1 pseudogene is annotated in these 1,320 nt (G+C 75.3%); it reads left to right on the top strand.

Features of this window, described 5'->3' with window-relative positions:
• A pseudogene (locus D1643_RS12110) lies at positions 1 to 1,320 on the top strand (hypothetical protein); the annotation flags it as partial.

The raw sequence follows: 1,320 nt of genomic DNA, 5'->3' as shown, positions 1-1,320 counted from the left end.
GCCGCACCCCGGCTCGGCGCCGGAGCGCCCTTCCGCCGACGGCGTCGCAACCGCCGACGGCGTCGCAACCGCGCCAGCCGATCCTGGCGACGGCGCCTCCCCCGCGCCAGCCGACCCCGCCGACGGCGCCGCCCCGGAGCCCGCGCAGCCCGAGCGGTTCGTCACCATTCTCTACCGCACCTCCCCCGGCACAGCCGGCAACGTCAACCCCTCCGAGGAGCAGGTGCGCGCCGATGACGGCGCCGGGCTCAGCGGCAGCACCGCCCTGCCCCTCAGGGGCTACGTGAGCATCGGGTGGTACAACGGCGCCAACCAGGTGAGCACCGACGCGCTCCTCACGCGCGACGAGGCCCTGGCGGGCGCCAACCGCAACGCCGACGGCACCCTGGCCGCCACCACCTTCATCGCGCGCTTCGCCCGTCCCTCCGCGTCCCTGCAGCTGGCCGAGGAGCTCGTATCCTCGCCCGCCAACGGCCGCTTCTTCACCGAAGGCGAGCCTGTCACCTTCCGCGCCACCGTCACCAACACGGGCAACGTGACGCTCTCGGGCGTCACGTTCGCCAGCGACGAGGCCGCCTTCGCGTCAGTGGGCCCGCTTGCGCCCGGGCAGTCCCGCACGAGCGAGTGGACGCACGTCGTCACGGCCGCCGACGTGCAGCGCGACGCCCTCGTCAGCACCGTCTCCGCCCACGGCGAGGCGCCCGAGTACGGCCTCTCCGCGGAGGCGGGGCCCGAGAGCGCCACCGCCCAGACGGGCACGCTCGCCGCGGGGGATACCTATGTGCTCTACGGGGCCTACCCCGCCGACGCCGGCCAGGTGAGCCGCAGCGTCTGCATCGTCGAGTCGCGCACCGGCGCAGGGCTCGACGCGGTCATAGCCGAGCCTCGTCCCGGCTACGTCTTCGAGGGCTGGTACGAGGACGACGAGCGCGTCTCCACCGAGGCCACCCTCGCGCCCGAAACAGCGCTCGCCTTCCTGAACCGTGGGCGCGCCGCCTACTCGCCCACGCTGTTCCTGGCCCACTTCGTGCCCGAGGAGCCGCAGCCGGTCGTCCCGGACGAGCCGGATGAGCCGGATACCCCCGTCGTGCCCGACAAGCCCGAAGAGCCCACGACCCCCGACAATCCCGACACCCCGGACGCCCCCGACACCCCGGACGATCCCGCTCACCCGGACGTCCCCGCCACGCCGGACGACCCCGACGAGCCGAGCGTCCCCGCGGCCCCCGACACCCCGGACGCCCCCGCAGCCCCCGACGCCGACGACGCACCCGCCACCGCACCCAGCCCCGACGCCCCCGCCGCACCCACCGGCCCCGA

It is taken from the genome of Enterorhabdus sp. P55 (assembly GCF_009911695.1).
GTDB lineage: Bacteria > Actinomycetota > Coriobacteriia > Coriobacteriales > Eggerthellaceae > Enterorhabdus.
The sequence above is the reverse complement of the archived record's forward strand: the minus strand, read 5'-3'. Positions and strand labels throughout refer to the sequence as shown.